The organism is Brasilonema sp. UFV-L1, assembly GCF_012912105.1.
Classification (GTDB): Bacteria; Cyanobacteriota; Cyanobacteriia; order Cyanobacteriales; family Nostocaceae; genus Brasilonema.
In genome coordinates, this window is sequence record NZ_QMEA01000107.1 from 1 (window position 1) to 22,235 (window position 22,235).

General features: G+C 42.9%; 19 protein-coding genes. 13 read left to right on the forward strand and 6 right to left on the reverse strand.

Annotated features, from left to right (window positions below):
- The first annotated feature begins 218 nt into the window (after positions 1-218).
- From DP117_RS24875 to DP117_RS24885, 3 genes are all read left to right on the forward strand, one after another.
- Entirely contained in the window at positions 219-1,811 is a 1,593-nt protein-coding gene (locus tag DP117_RS24875; protein WP_169220914.1) for an efflux RND transporter periplasmic adaptor subunit, read from the forward strand.
- A 288-nt stretch (positions 1,812-2,099) separates the two neighbouring features.
- On the forward strand, positions 2,100-3,308 hold the full coding sequence (locus tag DP117_RS24880; protein ID WP_169220915.1) for an ABC transporter permease: 1,209 nt from the start codon (positions 2,100-2,102) through the stop codon (positions 3,306-3,308).
- Positions 3,309-3,321: 13 nt separating this feature from the next.
- Positions 3,322-3,984: an ABC transporter ATP-binding protein gene (locus DP117_RS24885; protein WP_169220934.1), complete on the forward strand. Its 663-nt coding sequence runs from the start codon at positions 3,322-3,324 to the stop codon at positions 3,982-3,984.
- Between the two features lie 204 nt (positions 3,985-4,188).
- Here DP117_RS24885 and DP117_RS24890 read toward each other — a convergent pair whose 3' ends face one another.
- Both DP117_RS24890 and DP117_RS24895 read right to left on the reverse strand, forming a co-directional pair.
- Positions 4,189-4,716, reverse strand: a complete 528-nt coding sequence (locus tag DP117_RS24890; protein WP_339380979.1) for a nucleotide disphospho-sugar-binding domain-containing protein — start codon at positions 4,714-4,716, stop codon at positions 4,189-4,191.
- Complete coding sequence (locus tag DP117_RS24895) at positions 4,668-6,401, reverse strand: transposase (protein ID WP_248277818.1); 1,734 nt, start codon at positions 6,399-6,401, stop codon at positions 4,668-4,670. The genes DP117_RS24890 and DP117_RS24895 overlap by 49 nt, the downstream gene beginning before the upstream one ends.
- A 61-nt stretch (positions 6,402-6,462) precedes the next feature.
- Between DP117_RS24895 and DP117_RS24900 the strand changes: the two genes are divergently transcribed.
- A complete protein-coding gene (locus DP117_RS24900; protein WP_169220917.1) occupies positions 6,463-6,648 on the forward strand; it encodes a hypothetical protein in 186 nt (61 codons plus the stop codon).
- A gap of 199 nt (positions 6,649-6,847) precedes the next feature.
- On the opposite strand, the gene DP117_RS24905 is transcribed toward DP117_RS24900, so the two are convergent.
- Positions 6,848-8,182 (reverse strand): cytochrome P450, encoded by a 1,335-nt coding sequence (locus tag DP117_RS24905; RefSeq protein ID WP_169220918.1) that lies wholly within the window; start codon positions 8,180-8,182, stop codon positions 6,848-6,850.
- Positions 8,183-8,359: 177 nt separating this feature from the next.
- Here DP117_RS24905 and DP117_RS24910 point away from each other — a divergent pair, with 177 nt between their 5' ends.
- Positions 8,360-9,016, forward strand: a complete 657-nt coding sequence (locus tag DP117_RS24910) for a TetR/AcrR family transcriptional regulator (RefSeq protein WP_169220919.1) — start codon at positions 8,360-8,362, stop codon at positions 9,014-9,016.
- Between the two features lie 96 nt (positions 9,017-9,112).
- On the opposite strand, the gene DP117_RS24915 is transcribed toward DP117_RS24910, so the two are convergent.
- Positions 9,113-9,922: a fumarylacetoacetate hydrolase family protein gene (locus tag DP117_RS24915; protein ID WP_169220920.1), complete on the reverse strand. Its 810-nt coding sequence runs from the start codon at positions 9,920-9,922 to the stop codon at positions 9,113-9,115.
- Positions 9,923-10,758: 836 nt separating this feature from the next.
- Here DP117_RS24915 and rpsF point away from each other — a divergent pair.
- From rpsF to DP117_RS24930, 3 genes are all read left to right on the forward strand, one after another.
- Positions 10,759-11,100 carry a 30S ribosomal protein S6 gene (gene rpsF / locus DP117_RS24920; RefSeq protein ID WP_169220921.1) on the forward strand — a complete coding sequence of 114 codons (342 nt, stop codon included), beginning with the start codon at positions 10,759-10,761 and terminating at the stop codon, positions 11,098-11,100.
- A gap of 311 nt (positions 11,101-11,411) precedes the next feature.
- Complete coding sequence (locus tag DP117_RS24925) at positions 11,412-11,969, forward strand: Npun_F5560 family protein (RefSeq protein ID WP_169220922.1); 558 nt, start codon at positions 11,412-11,414, stop codon at positions 11,967-11,969.
- Positions 11,970-12,003: 34 nt separating this feature from the next.
- On the forward strand, positions 12,004-12,708 hold the full coding sequence (locus DP117_RS24930; protein ID WP_211176326.1) for a hypothetical protein: 705 nt from the start codon (positions 12,004-12,006) through the stop codon (positions 12,706-12,708).
- A gap of 73 nt (positions 12,709-12,781) precedes the next feature.
- On the opposite strand, the gene DP117_RS24935 is transcribed toward DP117_RS24930, so the two are convergent.
- Positions 12,782-13,108 carry an STAS domain-containing protein gene (locus DP117_RS24935; RefSeq protein WP_169220924.1) on the reverse strand — a complete coding sequence of 109 codons (327 nt, stop codon included), beginning with the start codon at positions 13,106-13,108 and terminating at the stop codon, positions 12,782-12,784.
- 453 nt (positions 13,109-13,561) lie between these two features.
- Between DP117_RS24935 and DP117_RS24940 the strand changes: the two genes are divergently transcribed.
- Positions 13,562-14,194, forward strand: a complete 633-nt coding sequence (locus tag DP117_RS24940) for a DedA family protein (protein WP_169220925.1) — start codon at positions 13,562-13,564, stop codon at positions 14,192-14,194.
- A gap of 39 nt (positions 14,195-14,233) precedes the next feature.
- Here DP117_RS24940 and DP117_RS24945 read toward each other — a convergent pair whose 3' ends face one another.
- Positions 14,234-16,342 carry a response regulator gene (locus DP117_RS24945; RefSeq protein WP_169220926.1) on the reverse strand — a complete coding sequence of 703 codons (2,109 nt, stop codon included), beginning with the start codon at positions 16,340-16,342 and terminating at the stop codon, positions 14,234-14,236.
- Positions 16,343-16,846: 504 nt separating this feature from the next.
- Here DP117_RS24945 and DP117_RS24950 point away from each other — a divergent pair.
- The 4 genes from DP117_RS24950 to DP117_RS24965 all read left to right on the forward strand — a co-directional run.
- Positions 16,847-17,827: a cysteine synthase A gene (locus DP117_RS24950; protein ID WP_169220927.1), complete on the forward strand. Its 981-nt coding sequence runs from the start codon at positions 16,847-16,849 to the stop codon at positions 17,825-17,827.
- Between the two features lie 212 nt (positions 17,828-18,039).
- The gene (locus DP117_RS24955; protein WP_169220928.1) at positions 18,040-18,369 is read left to right on the forward strand and encodes a (2Fe-2S) ferredoxin domain-containing protein; all 330 of its coding nucleotides are present in this window, start codon (positions 18,040-18,042) and stop codon (positions 18,367-18,369) included.
- 67 nt (positions 18,370-18,436) lie between these two features.
- Positions 18,437-19,471, forward strand: a complete 1,035-nt coding sequence (locus tag DP117_RS24960; protein ID WP_169220929.1) for a DUF5331 domain-containing protein — start codon at positions 18,437-18,439, stop codon at positions 19,469-19,471.
- 322 nt (positions 19,472-19,793) lie between these two features.
- Positions 19,794-22,235 (forward strand): tetratricopeptide repeat protein (locus tag DP117_RS24965; protein ID WP_169220930.1); only part of this gene is annotated, 2,442 nt, incomplete at its 3' end.

Consider the following 22,235-nt stretch of genomic DNA (forward strand, 5'->3'; position numbering starts at 1 on the left):
TGCCCAACCCACGCGGCTGGCTCCCCAAGTGGAGCATAGCCGCGTTGGAAACCCTTCTGCGCCGTGCTGGCTCACTGATAACTGATAACTGATAACTGATAAGCGTATTGCTGCATAAATGACAAAACTGTAATGAAAATGTAAGGCAGACTGTCATTTGCTACTGATGTAATCAAAGGTATGTAATATATCTCTATCTTCAAGGTATAGAAGAGCGTATGACATTCGATTCTACCCAACCTGTTACTTTCATGCCGCCTAAAAAAGGCTCCCTCAAACAGGGGCTTAGCAAATGGCTGGTTGGGCTGCTTATTTTAGGTACATTGACAGGAGGAGGATATGCGGTTTATCGTCAGGTGATTGTTGTTCCACGCCAAGAAGCCAGACGGCAAATACAAACAGCTTCTGTTGAAAGGGTTACCTTACCCATTACTATCTCAGCCAATGGTACTATCCAACCTAAGCAATCAACTAATGTCAGCCCCAAAAGCTCAGGACGTCTGAAGAGTTTACTAGTGGATGAAGGAGACTCCGTGAAAAGTGGGCAAATTTTAGCTTACATGGATGACTCTAACTTGCAAGGGCAACTGCTGCAAGCAAAAGGTCAACTCACTTCTGCACAAGCAAACTTAAAGAAAGTCACAGCAGGAAATCGTCCTGAAGAAATTGCTCAAGCCCAAGCACGCTTACGGGATGCACAGGCGAATTTAGAAAAGTTAGAATCAGGTAACCGTCCAGAAGACATTGCCAAAGCTCAAGCCGAAGTCAAGAAAAACGAAGCACTCATAACACAAGCCCAGTCTCGACTCGAACTAGCACAAGCGCGAGCCAAACGCTTAGAAGCTCCCACCCAAGAAGGTGCTATATCCCGCGACACTTATGAAGAAGCTTTGAGCGAACAACGCAACGCCAAAGATAATCTAGAAACAGCCAAAGCAACTTTAGCTGCAGCACAACAAGAACTTACCAAGCAAAACAACGGCTACTTACCACAGGAAATAGCCCAAGCCCGTGCTCAAGTTGAAGAAGCAAAACAAGCTTTAGCTCTGTCTAAAGCAGGAAGTCGTCAAGAAGATATTGAGCAAGCGATCGCACAAGTCACCGAAGCACAAGGCTCTCTCAAAACGATTCAAACTCAAATAGAAGATACGGTGATTCGCGCACCTTTCAGTGGAATTGTCACCAGTAAGTACGCCGATCCAGGAGATTTCGTCACCCCAACAACATCGGGAAGCGATGTTTCTTCAGCAACTTCCTCTTCAGTATTATCTCTTGCATCCACTTATCAGGTTGTGGCAAACGTAGCCGAAAAGGAAATTGCTGATATCCGTGTAGGACAGACTGTTACGATTAAAGCCGATGCCTATTCAGACAAAACCTTTCAAGGAAAAGTGGCTCAAATAGCAGCTCAGGCAGTTGTGGAGTCAAATGTGACTAGCTTTAAAGTAAAAGTGGATATCATCTCAAACTCTCCAACAAATCTCCTCGTCCCTGGAATGAACGTCGATGTGAAGTTCGATGTTGGTAAATTGGACAATGCAATGGTCATACCTACGGTTGCGATCGTACGTCAGCAAAATGGAACAGGTGTCCTTGTGCAGCGCGAGAATGGCAGACCCAAATTTACTCCTATCGTCACAGGAGTCACAGTTGATAACAAAACAGAAGTGCGTTCTGGTTTAAAAGGTGATGAGAAGGTTGTAGTTAGTGCTCCACGGAATTCTCAATCTGGCAATCGTTCTGGTAATAATCGCTCTCTTATACCTGGGTTAAGTCCTGGTGGAGGTGGTCGCCGTGGAGGTTTGCGCTAACTTTTTTGAACTATGGCAATCCTGTTTGAGTTGTGAGAGTTAATTTTCAAACGAACCGCCAAGACGCCAAGAGCCAGTCTTCCGCCCCGCTTACTACGGTTAAAAAAGTAAGTGTTAATTTTCAAACCAACCGCCAAGACGCCAAGAGCGCCAAGACAAGAAAGAAAAAGAGATTAGACGACTCGCCATCAATCGTTTACTTAATTTTGAATTTTGGATTTTGAATTGCTTATGAGGTCCTCTACTTCAATTGATGTTAGTTCAGTATCAATTGTTGAAATTTTTTCGATGGCAACAGAAGCGCTGTGGAGTAATAAACTCCGCTCCGGACTAACCATGTTGGGCATCATTATTGGGATTACGGCTGTGATTGCCATTACCTCAATTGGACAAGGTGTGCAAAAATCAACCGAGCAGCAGTTACAGGGATTGGGGTCTGATATTATACAAGTCTTTGCTGGTGCAGCCAGAAGCGGGAACGTTAGACAAGGAAGTGGCTCTGCGACAACGTTAACCTGGGATGACGCTTTAGCGATTCAGAAACAGGTTCTCTCTGCTAAAGCTGTTTCCGCTTATTTGCAACAGACAGCTCAAGTCACTTATGAAAAACAAAATACTTCAACAACTATTATTGGAACAGATGTCAACTATCCAGAGGTAAGAAATACTCGCGTTCAGGAAGGAAGATTTTTTACCCAAGAGGAAATTGATTCTGCTAAACCTGTGGCTATCTTAGGTCCAACAGTACGAGATGAACTTCTAGGAATGCAAAGTAATGCAGTAGGAGCAAATATCCGTATTCAAGGAAAAAGTTATGAAGTCATAGGCGTCATGGAATCAAAGGGTGCTCAAGGTCCATTCAATATAGATGAACAAATTTATATCCCCTTAACGAATATGTCTGATCGACTTGTAGGAAACAATGCCTTAGCAGGGATTGCGATCAGAGGAATTTATGTAAAAGTGAACAGTCAAGACCAGTTAGAAGGAGCACAGTTTCAGATTACGAACCTTCTGCGGGTACGTCACGACATTTATCCACCGCAAGTAGATGATTTCAGGTTGAGTAACCAGGTGGATATTATCAATACGCTGAGTAATGTTGTAGGTTTATTTACAGTCATGGTGGTGGCGATCGCCGGCATTTCTCTTGTCGTTGGAGGAATTGGTATCGCCAATATCATGCTTGTTTCAGTTGTTGAGCGAACACGAGAGATTGGAATCCGCAAAGCTGTTGGTGCAACCAATGCTGCAATTTTAAACCAATTTTTAACAGAAGCACTCGCGATCGCAACAGCTGGAGGTGGAGTTGGAATTGGACTTGGGATTGCGATCGCCGCCTGCGCAGCAATGATCTTCCAATTTCCCTTTGTTGTCTCTCCTTTGTCAATCATCATTGGTTTTGGTTTATCTATCTTGGTTGGGTTGTTCGCTGGCGTTATGCCCGCTCGCAATGCTGCCAAACTTGACCCAATTACTGCGTTACGGAGTGACTAAAATGGCTGCAACTATGATTTGGATGGAATCAATTACGAAAAGTTATCGTTTAAACGATATGGAACTCCCGATTCTCAAGGGAATTGACTTATCGATTGAAGAAGGGGAATACGTCGCCATTATGGGGATGTCTGGTTCAGGAAAGTCCACATTGATGAACATTATCGGTTGCCTTGATCGCGCAACCACAGGACACTATGTCCTAGAAGGGCGCAATTTAACCACATTAGCGAATGATGAACTCGCTTACATTCGTAATCAACGCATTGGCTTTGTGTTTCAACAGTTCAATTTGTTAGCACGTTCCACCGCGCTTGATAATGTCATGCTGCCGATGGTTTATGCTAAAGTGCCAAAGTCGAAACGACGCCAACGGGCAATTCAAGCTTTGACTAGGGTAGGACTGGCAGAGCGCTTGTATAACCGTCCTAGCCAACTTTCAGGGGGACAACAACAGCGAGTGGCGATCGCCCGCGCCCTTGTCAACCGTCCTGCTCTTGTACTCGCAGACGAACCCACCGGAGCTTTAGACACCAAAACGTCTCAAGAAGTCATGGACTTACTAACTGACTTGAACAACCAAGGCATTACTATAGTTCTGGTGACTCACGAACCCGATGTTGCTGCTCAAACAAAACGCACCATTCATGTTAGAGATGGTTTAGTTGTGGCATGAGGTTGTGTTCAAAAAAATGGTAGTGCTCTGATGGAAGTATTTAAAAAAAGATGAATTACAGCACATTTCAAGTAAATGAAGTACACTACTGAAGTCTAAAAGGCAGATAGAAAGCTCTTTTTACTTCTGACCGGAGGCGGAGCTTTCCTTGCTCCGCTCCTGACTCCTGACTCAGGAATTGCTGCTGTAATAAGGAACTCATAACTAACTTGTTTTAAAAACAGGCTTTTTAGTTAATACCAATTGCTCTAATAGCTTTGTGGCAAGAGTTGGGGCATCATAACGACTCATCTCAGTTTTAAAGTTTTCTGCCCTTTGCCGATAATGAGATGAACTCACAATTTTCATCACAGCCTCTCGAATCTGTTTAGGTGTAGGTGTACTTGTTTTCAGGTCAATTCCCACACCAGCCCATTGCACTCTGGCACAAATTTCTGGTTTCTCTTCTGTCTGACCAGCAGTCACCATTGGCACACCATTTGCTAAGGCAATTTGTACACCATTGAATCCACCGTTTGTCACCATGACATCAACATAAGGCAAAAGATGCGCGTGAGGAAGAAATTTTTCCACTCTGACATTATTAGGAATAGAAGTGAGTTGTAAATTTTCTACTGATTGTCCTCCTGTTGTCACAACCAGCAATACATCCTCATTTGCAAGAGCCTGAATTGTTGGGATAATTAAATCTCCTGCCTTGGTTGCAACTGTACCCTGTGTGACATGAATAATAGGTTTTCCAGATTTGAGATCATCCCACCAAGGTGGAGGCGTAAAGTCTGATGAAGCACTAGGTAAAAAGGTTCCGATGAAATGGACTTGAGGCGGAAGGTCGGTGCGATGATACTCAAAAGATGTTGAGCCACTCCGCGCTCGCGCATAGACGCGGATTCAGGCAGAGTTGAGACTAGCTTTTTGCTCGTTATAGCTATCTGGCTAGACGTTCTGCCTTTATTGGAGAACCGCTCAAAGGGAGAATCAGACTTCCTGCTTTGGGACGCGCTTACTTGCTTGCGGTTTATTGAACGTTGCCATGCCTCTAACAAGAGCGACTCCGCCCCCGGATACTCTTTTAAAGCATCCTGCAATAACAACACATCCTGATTAACGAACCTACTCAAAAACGCGCTAAACAAATCTCGGTGATGCTCTGGGATACCCGTTACATCTCGGTGAACCCGTTGGGACAGTGATTTCTTGATGCGGCTACCGTCCAAATGGGTTTGAGATAGCGCTGTTTTTTGAGTAGAGAAATTAATGAACGAACCGCCAGCACTCTCAGCCTTGCGTTTCAGTTCTGATTGTACAAAACCTGGAGATTTAGCACAGATGGCTTTCCCGTATCGTTTCTGCCATCCTTTCACCGATATATTCTCGGTTTTTATGTGCTTGCCATGTCTGAGAATTTCGTTAACAATACAACGATTCTGAGTCTTGGCATAAGCAGCTTTGCGGCGTTCCAGTTCACGCTTCTTTGCAGATGCTTTGAGATAATTACTAGATTTCTTCCATTGAGCCTTACCTTTCTTGACCTTTCCTTTCTTAACAACGGTCTTGCGCCCTTTCCTCGCATCAAAGTTTGGTTCAAAGTTGTCTGGGTTATTGGCACGCTGGGAGCGCTGCATCTTTCTTTGCAGTGCTTGTATCTTGTGCTGAAAGGTCGGAACATTTTCAGCAAACGGCAACAAGTCAGCGTACTTGTCACCAACAAAAGCAATGTTAGATATATTGAGATCTAAGCCAATCAGTCCATCAGAAACATAGTTTTGAGGTTTCTGGTAAGGTATACCTTCGTTCACTAGCTGAGCATACCAACGACGCTTACCATTTAAAATGCGCCACAACAAGCGAACATACTTAATCGGGGATTCAAGCCCATGCTTGATAACTGGGTTGGCTGGGTCAATAATTGACTTTAGTTTAAGGTTGCCCCAAACCAAATAATTATCTTTCCATCTCAAACCTTGCTTGTTGGTTTTACCTTCCAGCGAATGGAAGCGACTCGGTACTTTGTAACGTACGTCTTTAGCGCGTCCAAGCATAACTCGTTCACTCGCTTTAAAAGCACGAGTTGCAAGTTTGTGTTGAGTATTGGAATCAACTTTTTGAGCTATCCACTTTGAGTCATTGCTTGTCGAAGTTGCAAAAGAATGCAGGTCATACTCAGAATATCTGTATTGCTCTCTTGCTTTCTTGAATGCATCACTGCGTTCTTTCTTTTTTGTCTTAGGAATTTGTTTAGCTGCTTGATATGACTCAGAGTTACGGACTAGTTTTAGTCGCTTCATTGCTTCATTTAAACACGCATTATATAGCTGTCTTCCTGCTTGAAAACGAGATAACAACTCTGTTTCCTGTTTGCTATCTACAACTAACGGTATTTCTGTTATAAAAGATGGAGACGCACTCCGAGCCACTTGACATCACCCCCTACTCATTTGCTAATCTTTGTTTTAGTATATGGGCGGTGTTCTAGGAATGTCAACAGGCAAAGGTAAAAAAAGGCTTAGGGATGTCCCAGCTTTGTACGATGAATTAAAAAGCGCTCACAGGCTGATGCTAACTCCGACTGCGTGGAAGAAATTACAAGAAATAGCTGTACAAAAAAGCACTAGTGTTAGTGAATTGATTGAAACTTGGGCAAGAAATTATGACGACGAATAAATTCGTCGTGTCGCATTTCCACCCCGATCTTGATTGCGGGGCTACCATGCTCCCGCTAGCTTTTAGGTGTCCAGTAGCAGCAATCGTACCAATTAGAAAACGAGCCATATCGCTAAAAAAAATTGATGATTTTGGAAGATTCGTGCAAATTTCTTTAAAAGGATTAATCCCCGCCCTTAAGAGCGGGGTCTTTCCTTGTTTAAGCAGTTGTTAAGTGTACCCGTAGTTTATTCTGGGCTTTAGGAGGAACTAGCACGGGCGCAACAGCAGAATACTCTGGCGTGATCACCCAATGATATTTACGTAGCAATGAAGCCAGAAAAATCTTGATTTCCATCAATGCAAATTCTCGACCGATGCAAACGTGGGCACCACCACCAAAACCAAGCAACGAGAACGGTACTTTTTTATCTTCTTCGCGTGGTGGGGCAAAGCGATCTGGATCAAATTCTTCTGGATTCGTATATGTAGAAGACAGTCGATGCGTCACAAATTGCGAAATAATAATCGTCCAACCTGGGGGAATTTGATATCCTGCAAATTCAATCTCCTTAACCACACCCCGCACAATTAAAGAAGTTGGTGGGTAGAGTCGCTCAATCTCTTTCAAAAAATTAGTCATTTGCGGCAATTGTCGCAGTTGCTCAACATTTAAATCACCACTGCCAACAACTTGTTCAAGTTCGCAGCGCAGACGTTGGCACCACTGGGGACGCGCCGCCAACTCGAACATTGCCCAAGATAATACACCCGCTGTTGTAAAGTGCGAAGCATTTACCAAATGCACCACTTCATCCATAATTTGCTCATCAGGTAATGTCTTCCCTTCTGTATCAACGGCTGCTAAAAATAACCCCAAGGCATCCTGTGAAGCAAGCAGTCTTAACGCTTGTCGTCTTTGGGCAATGATTCCCTGGAGTTGTCGTTTCAACTTTTGGCGTGCAATTTGTCCCTTTCCAAATGTGGTGAATGGCAGATTTAGCCGAAACAGCGTTAACGAAGCTTTAAGCTGTGCTTCATACCATTGCTCGATTTCGTCAATTTCCTGATTTTTAGGTACGCCTAATAACAGTCGCACCCCAACCAGCAAAGTCATCCTTCGCAACGCATTTAATAGAGGAACCTCACCCTGAGTCGCCAAGGTTTTGAGGCTGGCTTGCACAATTTCCTGCATTGTTTCAAAGTAACTAGCTATTGCCGTACTGTGAAACGCAGGCATCATTAGCCGGCGCGTGTTTGAGTGTTCTTGTCCATCTTGAATCATTAAGGTTCGCCCGAAGGCAGGCTCTACAAAATATCGCCAACCCAAATATGAAGACAAGCGGTCTGCTTGCTCAATAAGCACGAGTCTGTTTGCCTGGGCACCAATCAAAACGGCACACTTTTGACCCAAAAGTCGCATCTTAAAGGCAGAACCATACTTTTGCCACTTTTGCAGCAAACAGTACCCTTCACTTGCAGCAAACTGAAGGTCACTCAAAATTGGCACGCCGAAATCACCCGGCATTTCCAGAGCCGATTTAAGTCGTTGCATAGCCTAGCTTCAATTAATTAAAAATTTATTTCATAAATATCAGCATGAAACACTCATAGCTTGTCTGTCAAGAGTGAATGAAATTTTTAGTTCATTATCTAGTAAAAAAGCTTAGATGCTTGTAAAATCTATCTATAGAGGCTTGTCTGTTGCAAATAAAATTAATTTTTTACTGTCGTGGGTGGAACAGCAAATACCAAATCTTCATCTAAAACCAAACGAGCGATACGTGATGCAGAGGCGACAAAGCAGCAGATTCTTGATGCTGCGGAGATAGAGTTTGCCAAGCATGGACTGTTTGGGGCGCGTACTGAGGCGATCGCAAACAGCGCAAAAGTAGCGCCCAGGATGATTTACTACTACTTCCAAAGTAAAGAAGGACTATACCAAGCGGTGTTGCAACGACCAGCAACCCAATTTCAACAAATACTAGAGCAGCTAAATTTGGAACAGTTACCAGCACCAGAAGCGCTAAGAATATTTTTGCAAACTATAATCGCTTACGAAATTTCTCACCGCTACCAAGGAATGTTGTTATTTCAAGAAGCGAATCAAAATCAAGGAAAGTATTTCCAGTTAACAAGTTGGCAACAACCAATTGGATATATAACTCAAATTTTAGAAAAGGGGATGCAAGAAGGGGTTTTCTGTAAGTTAGACCCATACATGACCACACTGAGTATCGCTGGCGTGTGCGTTTTTTATGCTAATGCCTACGAAAACTTAAAATATCTGACCCCTGATGTCGAATTGTTAAGTTCTGAAATGATTGAGCAGTATACCCAAGCAGCTATCAACTTGGTTTTAAACGGTGTACTCTCTCAGGATAAGTAAAAGCTCTGATCAACTGTTTTCAGCCCTCCTAACCTGAAACAGTCCCGATTTTGTCTTAAGTGAAATGTTTTCCTTGATCGAGCGTGCCATTCGATACTAGTTCTGAGTTTCTGGTGTCTGATTTTGTACGCTTTGCCTAACTGTGACGGTATTTTCTAAACGACCAATACCTTCAATTTCCACACGAACGCGATCGCCTGGATGTAAAGGTCCTACCCCCAATGGTGTACCCGTCAGTACAACATCTCCCGGTAGTAGCGTCATCACCCCAGAGATATAGGAGACAAGAAAATCTGGGGAAAATACCATCTGGTCAATACAGGCAGATTGTACAGGATTTGCTTCCTGATTCAAAAAAGTCTGCAATTTGGCTCCGGGGCTGATTTCTCGGACAATCCACGGTCCCAAAGGACAGAACGTATCAAAACCTTTAGCTCGCGTCCATTGACTATCCCGTTTTTGTAGATCCCGCGCTGTGACATCATTAGCAATAGTGTAACCCCAAATCTTTGTTTGAGCCTCCTCTGGTGTACAACTCGTAGTGCGATCGCCAATCACTAGGGCTAATTCTCCTTCATAATCCACTCGCTGTGACTGCGGCGGATACTGAATTTCTTCCAGTGAAGCAATGATAGACGTAGGTGGCTTCATAAAGAGCAAAGGCTCACGAGGAACTTCTGTTCCCATTTCTGCCGCATGCTCTGCATAGTTCTTGCCTACCGCTACAATTTTGGAAGGAGCGCAGGGAGCCAAGATTTGATAACTTTCTGGTTCCAAAATCAAATCAGTGGGTTGCCCTTGTAGCCAAGGTGGAGCATCTAGCACATCCACCTTAAGAGAAAGTTGTAGCAAGCCATAGTATACTTGCCCTTCTGGATTTTGAACTCGCACATACCGTTGTGCCATAACCTTGACCAGTATCCTTTTGTGCAATTAAACCGTCACTGTGCAATATTTCAATGAGCGACTTGGTGAAGCATAAAAATGAAAAGCTGGTAAGATTATAAAACTTGATGGTAAACGACAAAAACCTATATCTTTTACCAAAAGATACTAAGTTAGTACACTTTTGTACTGGTTATACAATTGTGATTGTAAAGCCTGAAAACTCTAACATAATTCTTACACATTTCTCATCTAGACTTGTCAATTTTAATTATGCTTTGCTGAAAATATGCTAATATTTTCTATACAGTAACGGTTTTACCGTTGCCGGAGCGAGGATAAAACCTAAGCGCGTAGACTGGCGTTTGATAAACGTGCCACAGGCGAGGATAATCGTACCATAGACACAGAGTCGTTAGTAGCGCCTCCTAAGAAGTTTTTTCTAACTTCTGTTCGATACGTAGAGTCGTCAGTAAGACGAAGCTAGACTATGGACAGGTGAGGCAGTATGGTCTTGGGTAGCCACTCCACCCTAGCGGCACGGCTTCCTTAAAGGATGTGACGTAGTTCCTTCAAACAAGGGTAGCCCCGGAACGGATAAGCTCCCTATGAGCGACTGACTCATCCAAAAAGAGTGAGTGCCGACACCGCCAGAATGAAACAGGAAGTAAACCTCGAACAAGCTCAGTTGAATAGCTTTTATGAGCATTAACTAAACTTGAGTCGGATTTACCATATAACGAAGAACGTCAAAAGGTTCCTTGTTGCTTGAGACGTTGATAAGTATTGGTATCGTTAATAGCGATCCCATGCAAGTTAACATCAGCAGCCATATTGTCCATAAGGAGAGCAAAATTATGCAAATAGTTTACGAAACAATGTACATCCTCCGTCCCGATTTGACCGATGAACAGGTGGAGCAAGCGATCGCTAAATATGAAAACTTGCTCAAGGAAAACGGAGCAGACAATATCCAAATTCAAAATCGAGGTAAACGTCGTCTTGCTTATGAAATTCATAGGCAAAGAGATGGCATCTACATACAGATGAATTACACTGGGGCTGGCAATATCATTGCGATTTTGGAGCGCTCGATGCGTTTGAGTGAGGAAGTGATTCGCTACCTGACGATGAAGCAAGAGGTTAAAGAGCTACAAGTTGATGAGGAAGCAACTCCAGCTGCTAGTGGTATTGGTTAATTAATGATTCACGCGGCTCTGTTGCCCTGAATTTTCTGGTGAACCCGTTTGGCGTAGCCGTGCCGCAGGCATAGGGTGAAGCGAAAATGAGCCGCGTTTATGTGTATCAGATGCATCTAAATTTTTCAAACATCATCTTCAACATAAGGTATAATAAGGAGCACATAAAGGCACCGTATACACAAATGAAATGAGGCGGGTTCGTCAAATCATCTCGCTGATTTTAGACTATAGAAATATGTCAATTGACAAATACATAACTGCTGTAGTCGTATATGAAAAAAGATTCGCAATGGGAGCGGTAAGCCACTGTGAGCCAAAATGATACTTCTACTATTCAAGCTCTCTCAGCAGAAGCCTCGAAACTACGTCAAGAGTTGCAGCTTCGTGATCAACTTGTTCAGCAACTGTCTCAAGAACTCTTCCGGCTGGTTAAGGGCAACACTAACTTTATGTCCCAGCCGGAAGTATCTGAGCGTTATCTAACTCAGTTACAAGAATTACGAGAACAGCTACAAGCTGTAGAGCAGCAGGTGACTTTTTATCAAGAGCAAATCTGTGCGCGTGACGCTGAGATTTATCAATTACGGCAGTCTGTACAAGAACTCAGCGATCGCAGTCGGATGCTTGAGCAGGTTGTACAAGAGTTACCTCAAATTTATCGTCGTAAATTTGAAGAGCGCATGACTCCAGTCAGGGAAAAAGTAGCAACGCTACAGCGGGAGAATCGCCAACTACAGGCAGAACTTCAAAGTGTCAGTTACCGTCTTGCTCTAAAAACTCGTACTGCTTCTCACAGTGGAGTAGATTTGCCAAATTTTGGGCGCGTAGCATCCTCTGAAAATAATATTTCCACGCAAAATGCGTAAAGTCTTAATAATAGTCGATTCCGATGGGAGAGAAATGACAGACTCTCCCATCGTAAGAAATATGGTATCAGCAATAGAGATGGCGATCGCTGAAGATACTACACAACCAACCTCTGTGCAGGTTGTTGCGGTGAATGATTTTACATTTGTTGACGAAGGCTTAGGATTGAAATCCTGGGAGCCACAAACTTCTTCTCAATTGCAGGAGATTATTTATTGCCCTTTAACCCTGTGTTTGCCTGAGAACTTGGGACTGCCGTTTGAAGGAATTATTCAAGCTTGTCGAGATGTTCTTGGGTTACGCCAACAAGTACGACAGCATATACAAGTGGCTGTCGGGGATGGTTACTATTGGTTGCCAGTGGTACTGACGGCTAAAGGACCTCTTTATGGTGAAGTTATTACTTTAGCAGAGGAGTTCAATAAGAAAAAGTTACCAGACAATTTATTGCTGTGCGACTTAACTTATTCTCAACCCCTCCATTTATCAGATGCTTTGCGTCAAAAACTATATAAAATGGCACATAATCTCCTGCAATTTCTATCAGTACCACCAGCGACGTATTTGGTGCAGTTTGGATTAGAAAAAAGTGAAATTTGTTTTGACCGTCTTTGGCCATTTCCTACTGCACCTGCATTAGCTAGCATTGGCGTACAGAAGCCAGACTTATTGACTTGCCATTGGTACTGCCTCACAGCAAAGCCAATACTCGACTTAACTATCATTCCTGTAGCCTAATAGGATTTCAGGCTACTGTCGCTGAACTTTTTTCTTGAACAAAAGTGAAAATGTCTTCGTAAGTGTGAATATTTCAAACAACGGTGAAAATGTCTTCATAAGTGTGAAATATCTCGAACACAGAATCTAGTTGGGTCAATTCCAAAACTAACCTGACGGAGGATTGAACATTGCAAAGAACCAAGCGACAACCGCTTTGACGCGCCGATTTTAAGTCTTTGATTAGGGAAACTAACCCAGAGCTATCCATGAAATCAACTTTGGCTAAGTCAATAACCCAGAGTTGATTACGTTGAGGAACTACGGCAGCCATCTTTTCGCTCAAAGCCATACCACCCTCTGAATCTATGCGTCCTTCGGGTTGAAACAAAACGACTTGATATTCTGGTGTGATAGTCATGAATTTAACTGGGTAGTTGAAACACTTTACACAAAAACAGAAAATAGACACAGCTACTGATTTATTTTTAACCACGAAAAATGACGCTGAATTCGGTTCCCAAGAACCGACAGCGAGGCGGTTAAGACAGATATTTTCAGTATCCATGCCGTATAATTTGTCTTGACTTTACCCAATATAGGCATAACCATATGCGAATTTCGGTATAAACCGTATCTTTTACCAAAAATTTACAATTTCCTGATGAATTTATAAATTTTTTATAAAAAGAAATTATGAACTACCAGTATGTCTACGGATGTGGTATTTGCGCAATCCGTAGGCATAACTGATGTAACGACCATTGATTTTTAACTATGAATTCCAAAATTTTGCAGAATACGTAATTGACACCTCACCCAAAAAAGAGTCAATATAGGAAAAGGTAAAAATTTGTAAAGATAACGGTGCTGGATGTCCCTTGAATTCGTATCACTGGAAAACATCCAAAAAGTTGCTCACGAATATGGATATTGGGCAGTTTTTTTGGGAATATTGCTAGAGAATTTAGGCATCCCTGTTCCAGGTGAAACCGTTACCTTGATTGGTGGGTTTCTTGCAGGCAGTAAGGAACTCAACTACTGGCTTGTTCTGAGTGACGCTATTGCAGGTGCTGTGATCGGAGGTATCTGTGGCTACTGGGTTGGTAGAAATGGTGGCTGGTCTTTACTAGTGTACCTGGGTAGCTTTTTTAGAATTTCCGAAGCGAGACTTTTGAATATCAAAGAACAATTTAGTGAAAACGCTTCTAAAGCAGTATTTTTCGGGCGCTTTTTTGCTTTGCTGCGAATTTTCACTGCACCACTTGCTGGAATTGTTGAGATGCCCTTTGGCAAATTCTTGATATACAATGTGGCAGGGGCGATCGCCTGGGCTAGTGTTATGGTGACACTTGCTTTTTTTGCTGGAAGAATCGTTCCCTTAGAACAATTAGTAGCTTGGGTGAGTCAATTTGCACTTTTGGCGTTGCTGATTTTAGCGATCGTGATTGCTGTCCCCATATGGTTGGAGTCCCGGAAAAAGGAAGGCGAGGAGATAGGGAGATAGGGTGATGGGGTGATGGGAATTTGAATGAGTTGACTCTTGTTATTCTAAAAGGCTAGATATTGCACCGATTAACTCTACGGTATTAACTGGTTTGGGCAAGAAAATGTGAAATCCTGCCTTTAGGGCCTCGATTCTGTCTTCTTCTCTGCTGTAAGCTGTGAGTGCAATAGCTGGTATTCTCTGGGTTTGATCTACCTCTTTGAGCCTAAGTTGATGAATTAAAGCGTAACCACTCGTGTGTGGCATTCCAATGTCACTAATGAGTATATCAAATTTGAGTTCTTCTAAAACCTGTAAAGCTGCACTAGCGGATGTAACAGCAACCACCTTTGCGCCTGCGCCTTGCAGAATTTCTTTTAATAGCTCTAAAGTAGAAGTATCATCATCAACCACCAGGATTTGTACATCATGGAGTTGTGAATGATGAGAAGTTTGTATCCGACTGACTTTTGGCTCCTGTGTCTTCATTTCTAATAGTGGTAGCTTAACAGTCAAAGTTGCTCCTTTTCCTTTTCCTTGACTTTCTGCCGCAACTGTGCCACCGTGCAATTCTACGAGTTGTCGAACAATCGCTAATCCCAAACCAAGCCCATTATTAGAACGTGTCGTTGTACTGTCAGCTTGGCGAAAGTGGTCAAACACGTGAGGTAGAAACTCAGGACTGATACCTTCACCAGTATCACTCACTTGAATAACTGCTGAGTACTGAGTCGTCAGAAGCCTGTGGCGTGCGGAAGTTTCCGAGAACAATGCTTCCTGTTCGCCGTAAACGTTACCGTTAGGCGCAGCCGTGCCGGAAGCATAGGGTAGGATAGAGCTACCGCTAACAGATGAGAAAAATCCTTTGGAAGAAACTGTCTGTTGTGTTGGCTGGACTGTTGTGATTTCGTCAGAAGAGTTTAACTCAGCGCAAATTAACAGCCTCACTTGTACCCGTCCCCCGGAAGGAGTGAACTTAATAGCATTAGAAAGCAAATTCCAAATAATTTGATGCAAGCGATTTTCGTCTCCCATCACCACCGCGACTGAGGTTTCTAGTATGGGTTCCAAGGTAATCGATTTTGCTTGGGCTGATAATTGTATAGTATTAACAGCGTTCTCAATTACGCTGACTAGATTAATAGGAGATACACACAGATGCATTTGCCCTCGCATTAAGCGAGAAGTATCGAGAATATCATTAATTAACTGATTCTGTTGAAAGGCACTGCGTTCTATAATTTCTAGACTATGGTTTCTAGTTGCTTCATCAAAGTTGCGGCTACGTAGTAACTGTGCCCAACCTAAAATTGCGTTTAAAGGAGTGCGAAGTTCGTGGGAGACAATCGCAAGAAATTCATCTTTTAAGCGATTTGCTTGCTCTAATTCTTCTTCCCGTTGCTTGCCCTCGGTGATGTCCAACACCACTCCTATCATGCGCACAGGTTTACCCATTTTGTTATAGTAAAAATTACCTTTTCCTAAAATCCAATGGACACTTCCATCAGACCAAATAACGCGAAATTCCTTGTTGTAGTCAGTTTTTGTTTTTAAAGCATGATTAATAGCTTGAGTAATTGTTGCTCTATCTTCTGGGTGAACACAGGCTAGAAATGCTTCATAATTTCCTAGAAAACTTCCTAAAGGTAAACCAAATAATTGTTCGTGATTTTCAGACCAAATCACTTTATCTGTTACCATGTTCCAGTCCCAAGTGCCCAAATGAGCAGCTTTCATTGCCAGTTCTAAACGCTCTTCGCTAATTTGCAATCGCTCAACAGCAACAGCATATTCGTGGAGTAATGTCTGTTTTTCTAAACTTTCCCTAATTGCGATTATAAGTAACCAAAGCCTTCCCTTTAAAACATAGTCATTCAGCCCAGACTTCATAGCCAAAACAGCAACTTCTTCGTTGCCGTTATCAGTGTACATAATGACAGGGCACTTTGGATATTTAGCTTTAATGGTTTTGAGAATCTTTAAGCCATTAGTCCAGCGTAGACAATAGTCAGTGATGACGATATCAAAATGACCTGCTGCTAGCGCTTCCTCAAAAGTCTTAGCATGAATAATTGAGGTGACTTCTATTGGAGAAAATTCTTGCTCTAGTTGCCTTGTGATCGACAGCTGATCATCAAAGTTGTCATCAATTAGGAGTATGCGAAGCATGATATGTGTTATTTAGAAGACGTAGCCAGAAAAATTCAGTGTAATTTTTAGTTGACTGGTTAGTTGACTGGTGAGGTATCACACCCTTTATATCATCTCCCGTAAAACATCTGTAACATCGGCGAATTAACGAAGATATCAACAAGATTTTTGTCTCAGTAATTCCACTGTTTTTTCTTCAACCTAAAATTACCAATTCTTTATAAATAGAAAAAAGATTTTTAGAAGTTTTATAAAACTTTAAGTACTATGTCTATCTTGTCTGTATCTCCTACAGCAAGCATTGCTGCTAGAGTAGCGGGACGCAACCCGTTCTGTGTTCTGACAACTGTGTTCTTGTGAAATTTAAAAATTTTTGAGTGTGTTGGGGGAAAGCCTTAATCTCTAGAACAAAGACCTCTCTAAAATCAGTATAGGGTCAATAAGGGGTGACGCCTGTTGGAGTTACGTCTAGTTGAAACTATCTGATGCCAAAAGTATAGTCTTCATCAATTAAGTTTAAACATGGATATCAAAAACGGCTTTGTAGATACTGTAGGTAACACACCACTGATTCGTTTAAACAGCTTTAGTGAAGAAACTGGGTGTGAAATTCTTGGTAAAGCAGAATTTCTCAATCCTGGTGGTTCCGTTAAAGATAGGGCAGCACTTTACATTATTCAAGATGCTGAAGAAAAAGGTTTGCTCAAAAGGGGTGGTACAGTCGTAGAAGGAACTGCTGGTAATACTGGCATTGGGTTGGCACATATATGCAACGCCAAAGGCTACAAATGCTTGATTATAATTCCTGACACACAGTCTCAAGAGAAAATGGATGCTTTGAGGGCATTAGGCGCAGAAGTTCGCCCTGTCCCCGCTGTACCCTATAAAGATCCTAACAACTACGTCAAACTTTCTGGTAGAATAGCAGCCGAGATGGAAAATGCTATTTGGGCAAATCAGTTTGATAACTTAGCAAACCGACGTGCTCATTACGAAACCACAGGACCAGAAATTTGGGCACAGACAGATGCTAAAGTTAATGCTTGGGTAGCTTCAACAGGGACAGGTGGAACTTTTGCTGGTGTAGCAATGTATTTGAAAGAAAAAAATCCAGCCGTGAAATGCGTTGTCGCTGATCCAATGGGAAGCGGACTTTACACCTACATCAAAACAGGCGAAATCAAAATTGAAGGTAATTCTATTACTGAAGGTATTGGAAACAGTCGCATCACCGCCAATATGGAAGGCGCACCTGCTGATGACGCCCTCCAGATAGATGACACAGAAGCCTTGCGAGTTGTTTACCAGTTACTGCGCAAAGATGGCTTATTTATGGGTGGTTCCACAGGTATAAATGTTGCTGCAGCTGTTGCTTTAGCAAAACAAATGGGACCAGGACATACCATTGTCACTATCTTATGTGACAGCGGTTCCCGTTACCAGTCACGCATCTTCAACCGTGAATGGTTAGAATCAAAAGGTCTTTCTCTAGATGAGTCATGAGTTAGTGGTTACTAGAACAATTAATAACTAAGACCTACAGCAGATTGTTTGTGCGTGAAGTACAAAGAGTAAGGTCTAAAAGCCAGACAGAATACCCTTTTTACTTCTGACTTCTAACTTGGTGACTCCTGAGTTCTGTATGCGCAAGCGTCCGCAGGACATATTCTGCTGTAACAATTCACAATAAGTTAATGATAAATGACACATGACAAATGGGAAGTATATCTCGCTTATCTAATTCCTCACCAACGCCACTTATTTTTCCTAAGTGCGTCCGTGTGTGCCAAAATCGCACTTGTCGCAAGCAAGGTGCAGCAAAAGTCTTGACGGCTTTTGAAGCGTTACCAACTCCTGAAGTGACTGTAACTGGTTCTAGCTGTTTGGGACAATGCGGTAATGGACCAATGGTGCTGGTGCTACCTGATATGGTTTGGTACAGTCGCGTTCTACCAACAGAAGTACCTCTGGTGGTAGAACAGCATTTACGCGGTGGTCAAAGAGTGACAAAGATGCTCTATTATCGGTTTCATCCACAGGGATAAAGTTAATTATTAACAGTTTATAGAGAACTGAACTGCACTCTTTTTGACCAAAGCGAGACATCTCATTATGAATATTCAGCAGCTACGTCAGTCTTTGAAACTTAAGTGGGTGAGTTACTACTACAACAATCGTTCGTGGCTGGAAAAAATGCGAGTTTGGGGAACTTACGATGGTGAACGTCGCCCGAACTCTGGTTTTATATTGGCAACTTTGTCTGTTTTGGAACCACAGTTTGAACAAATGTTGCCTTTTATTTCGGAACTCAACAACAATCCTGATCAGATTGTTGTCGCTTTAGGTCTTAACTTTAATCCTGAGGAGCACTTACACTTGGTAGAATCACCACATTCTGTGGCTGAAAGTGAGGTAAACTGTGAGCCTGCTCTCCAGTTGTTGCCTCATCAGTCTGTGACTCCCAGTGTCATTACTGTAGGACAAGAAAACAATAGTACAGCTGTATCATCTGTTGCAATTCAGACTAAAGAGACTTGTGAGGTTCCTTTTCAAAGGCTAACCGATTGTAAACCTTTGATTTTTGGTGCAATTGCGAGTGAGGTGACAGGTGAAAGTCAATTCGTACAATCTGTTGCAGTGACTAGCGCTCAGATGGAAAGCAACTTTATGCCTTTGATGAGTGTGACTAGCACTCCGATGAAAAGCAAATCTCAGTTTACACCTGTGACTCTACCTGATTTAACCAAAGTTGAACCCAAAAGTCAATCTGTCCCATCTGTTTCCTTTACTGCATGTATGGGACATCAAAACAAACCCAGTTCATTGCTTGCGGTTACGACTGCTGATAGGGAAAGCAAAAGTAGACTTGTGTCATCAGGTGCGATCTGCGCTAAGCACAGCAGCGTTTGCGCAGCGCCCCCTAAGGGGCTAGCTATCGCGGTTTGCGAGGTGGAAAGCAAAGCTGTTTCATCTGTTAGTCTGGCTACAAAGATGGAAAGCAAAGGTAGACTTGTGACGACTCCACCAAAAGATGCTCATAACCAAGTTAACCCACCACCTGCAGGCACGAGTCGTTTAGCGAATTGGATAGATGACTTTTGCCAAGGCATAGAATGGGATAGAGAAGATACTCGTTTTATTCCTTGACCGAAAATCGAAGGGCGCAAGCCCATGATACGTACCCAAAAATGACTAGTAATGAGTAGAGATGGGCAGGAATTAAGTTATAGTTTCTAGCCCTCTTTTAATTCGCCAACAGTCTCATTCTATTCGCCCAATACTCTTCAAGCATCCTCTTAACTTTGTTGCAGAAAACGAAACCTGGTTGATTTAATTTCCACGCAAGCTTTAAACTAAACTCTATATAGATTTAGTGTATTTTCTGAGAACAATTTAATAATTTGTATTGACCTTCCGTACTTATACGGAACTCATTTTTCTGTGCATACTTACCAATATCAACTTGAATATGAAAGCTAACTCGACAAAAAGCGATTTTTTCAGATATTCAAGACCAAAATTTAAGCTTTACAGTTTAATCTGCTTGCTGAGTGTCGTTTTCTTATCCGAATCAGTTGGAGCAAAAAGCACATTAAAGCAGTCGCAAATCGCACAACAGCCAACTACAACACAGCAAGATGCAACCCGCGCTGCTGCGGAAAAAGTTTTTAAGGAGGGGTGGGCACTTTACAAACAAGGGACAGCAGTATCTCTGCGACAGGCAATAAAAAAATACCAAGAAGCACTGGTATTATGGCGCAAGGCAGGGGATAAATTATGGGAAGCTACTACCCTCAATAATATTGGCTTAGTCTACTCCAATCTAGGAGACAAGCAGAGTGCCCTCAAATACTTCAACTCTGCTCTGCCTTTGATGAAAGAAGTGAGCGACAAAGCAGGAGAAGCTGCTACTCTCAGCAATATTGGTGGTGTCTACTCCGCTTTGGGAGATGAGCACAGTGCCCTCAAATACTACAACTCCGCTTTGATTTTGAGTCAACAAGTACGCGACAAACTAGGACAAGCAAGAACCTTTAACAATATTGGCTTAGTCTACTCCAATCTAGGAGACAAGCAGAGTGCCCTCAAATACTACAACTCTGCTTTGGTTTTGAGTAAACAACTACGCAACAAACTAGGAGAAGCAACAACCCTCAACAATATTGGCTATGTCTACTCCAATTTAGGAGACAAGCAGAATGCCCTCAAATACTTAAACTCTGCTCTGCCTTTGAGAAGAGAAGTGGGCGACAAAGTAGGAGAAGCTGCTACTCTCAGCAATATTGGTAGTGTCTACGACGATTTAGGAGACGAGCACAGTGCCCGCAAATACTACAACTCTGCTCTGTCTTTGAGTCAACAAGTGGGCGACAAAGCAGGAGAAGCAAGAAACCTCACCAATATTGGCGGTGTCTACGACGATTTAGGAGACGAGCACAGTGCCCTCAAATACTACAACTCTGCTCTGTCTTTGAGTCAACAAGTGGGCTACAAAGTACAGGAAGCAAGAATCCTCAACAATATTGGCGCAGTCTACTTCGATTTAGGAGACAAGCAGAGTGCCCTCAAATACTACAACTCTTCTCTGCCTTTGAGAAAACAAGTGGGCGACAAAGCAGGAGAAGCTACTACGCTCGACAATATTGGCTTAGTCTACGATGCTTTAGGAGATAAGCAGCGTGCCCTCAAATACTACAACTCTGCTCTGCCTTTGAGAAAACAAGTGGGTAACAAAGCAGGAGAAGCTAATACCCTTTACAACCTTGCTTATGTAGAACGCGATCGCGGTAACTTGCAAGCAGCCCGCACCAACGTAGAAGCAGCTATCAAAATTATCGAAGAGTTACGCACCAAAATCGACAGACAAGAACTTCGCACTTCCTACTTCGCCACAGTTCAGCGTTACTATAAATTCTACATCGACCTGCTGATGGAACTGCACAAAAAAGATCCATCCCAAGGATACGACGCATTAGCCCTACACATCAGCGAACGCTCCCGCGCCAGAAGTTTGATAGAACTATTAACCTCAGCAAATGCCAACATTCTCAAAGGCGCAAACCCAGAACTCATACAACAGGAACGCAGCTTACGACAGCAAATTGATGCCAGAGAGACACTGCGGCAAAATTTAGAAAATTCACCAAATAAAAACGATCTCACCAAAGCATCTATTCAAAAACTCACCACAGAAATCGAAAATCTCCTCAGCCAATACCGGGAACTGCAAGCCAAAATCCGTACGACTAGCCCAGAATATGCAAAACTGACAAACCCAAACCCCGAAAAAGACATTCTCAAATTACCGCAAATCCAACAACAACTTGATAAAGACACTTTGCTATTGCAGTATTCTTTGGGAAAAGAACGCAGTTATTTGTGGGCAGTCACTCCCACCTCTATGCAAGTTTATACCCTCCCCGGACGCAAGGAGATAGAAAAAGTCGCAGAGGGATTCCATACAGATTTGCAGCAAGCAACAGCTACTGACTCAGCCATTAAGAGCGCAAAACAACTCAGTCAACTCCTGATCGCACCTGTTGCTGATAAATTACACCGAAAGCGTTTGGTGATTGTTGCTGATGGTGCGCTGCAAACGATTCCCTTTGGGGCATTAGCTGATATTACCCCTGGTAAGCTACAGTGTACACCCAAGTCATCCCATAACTCCAAACTTCCTCGGAACCTCACCCTGCCCTATCGGGCATCCCTCTCCGAGCTCCGGAGAGGGAAAGATTTTAGCGCAGCGAAAAGCGAGGGTGAGATTTTGAGCCATCGGAACCTCACCCTGCCCTATCGGGCATCCCTCTCCTTAGTAAGGAGAGGGAAAGATTTTAGCGCAGCGAAAAGCGAGGGTGAGGTTTTGAGCCATCGGAACCTCACCCTGCCCTATCGGGCATCCCTCTCCGAG

Bases quoted from the DNA above. Each gene is read 5' to 3' on its own strand.
- DP117_RS24930 (WP_211176326.1), top strand. From the start codon at position 12,004: ATGACAGACTCTCCCATCGTAAGAAATATGGTATCAGCAATAGAGATG.
- DP117_RS24945 (WP_169220926.1), bottom strand. From the start codon at position 16,342: ATGCTTCGCATACTCCTAATTGATGACAACTTTGATGATCAGCTGTCG.
- DP117_RS24960 (WP_169220929.1), top strand. From the start codon at position 18,437: ATGAATATTCAGCAGCTACGTCAGTCTTTGAAACTTAAGTGGGTGAGT.
- rpsF (WP_169220921.1), top strand. From the start codon at position 10,759: ATGCAAATAGTTTACGAAACAATGTACATCCTCCGTCCCGATTTGACC.
- DP117_RS24880 (WP_169220915.1), top strand. From the start codon at position 2,100: ATGGCAACAGAAGCGCTGTGGAGTAATAAACTCCGCTCCGGACTAACC.
- DP117_RS24915 (WP_169220920.1), bottom strand. From the start codon at position 9,922: ATGGCACAACGGTATGTGCGAGTTCAAAATCCAGAAGGGCAAGTATAC.
- DP117_RS24905 (WP_169220918.1), bottom strand. From the start codon at position 8,182: ATGCAACGACTTAAATCGGCTCTGGAAATGCCGGGTGATTTCGGCGTG.
- DP117_RS24875 (WP_169220914.1), top strand. From the start codon at position 219: ATGACATTCGATTCTACCCAACCTGTTACTTTCATGCCGCCTAAAAAA.
- DP117_RS24885 (WP_169220934.1), top strand. From the start codon at position 3,322: ATGATTTGGATGGAATCAATTACGAAAAGTTATCGTTTAAACGATATG.
- DP117_RS24935 (WP_169220924.1), bottom strand. From the start codon at position 13,108: ATGACTATCACACCAGAATATCAAGTCGTTTTGTTTCAACCCGAAGGA.
- DP117_RS24900 (WP_169220917.1), top strand. From the start codon at position 6,463: ATGTCAACAGGCAAAGGTAAAAAAAGGCTTAGGGATGTCCCAGCTTTG.
- DP117_RS24955 (WP_169220928.1), top strand. From the start codon at position 18,040: ATGGGAAGTATATCTCGCTTATCTAATTCCTCACCAACGCCACTTATT.
- DP117_RS24950 (WP_169220927.1), top strand. From the start codon at position 16,847: ATGGATATCAAAAACGGCTTTGTAGATACTGTAGGTAACACACCACTG.
- DP117_RS24940 (WP_169220925.1), top strand. From the start codon at position 13,562: ATGTCCCTTGAATTCGTATCACTGGAAAACATCCAAAAAGTTGCTCAC.